This is a genomic window from Methylobacterium sp. WL8, from assembly GCF_008040045.1.
In the GTDB taxonomy this organism is placed as follows: Bacteria; Pseudomonadota; Alphaproteobacteria; order Rhizobiales; family Beijerinckiaceae; genus Methylobacterium; species Methylobacterium cerastii.
Genome location: NZ_VRVF01000221.1, coordinates 1 through 254 on the forward strand (window position 1 = coordinate 1; position 254 = coordinate 254).

At 60.2% G+C, this 254-nt stretch carries 1 protein-coding gene and 1 pseudogene; both read left to right on the forward strand.

Features of this window, described 5'->3' with window-relative positions; genetic code table 11:
• Nucleotides 1–96, forward strand: a 96-nt coding sequence (locus FV234_RS27150; RefSeq protein WP_348643084.1) for an IS3 family transposase, incomplete at its 5' end; no start/stop codon positions are given.
• 28 nt (nt 97–124) lie between these two features.
• Nucleotides 125–254: pseudogene (locus FV234_RS26000) on the forward strand (transposase); the annotation flags it as partial.

Consider the following 254-nt stretch of genomic DNA (forward strand, 5'->3'; position numbering starts at 1 on the left):
TTGTTCGCCTACATCGAGGGCTACTACAATCGGCAGCGCATCCACTCGGCCCTGGGATACATCACACCCGAGCAAGCCGAACGGAACGCGAGCTAACCCCCCTGTCCGTGGAACCGGGGGAGGATCAACACTGCTGCAGGCGTTCTTCTCGGTGCGCTCCGAGCGGATGCTGATGGAGCAGATCGATTATAACCTGCTGTTCCGGTGGTTCATGGGGTTGGAGATCGATGCCGCGGTCTGGCACCCGACTGTGT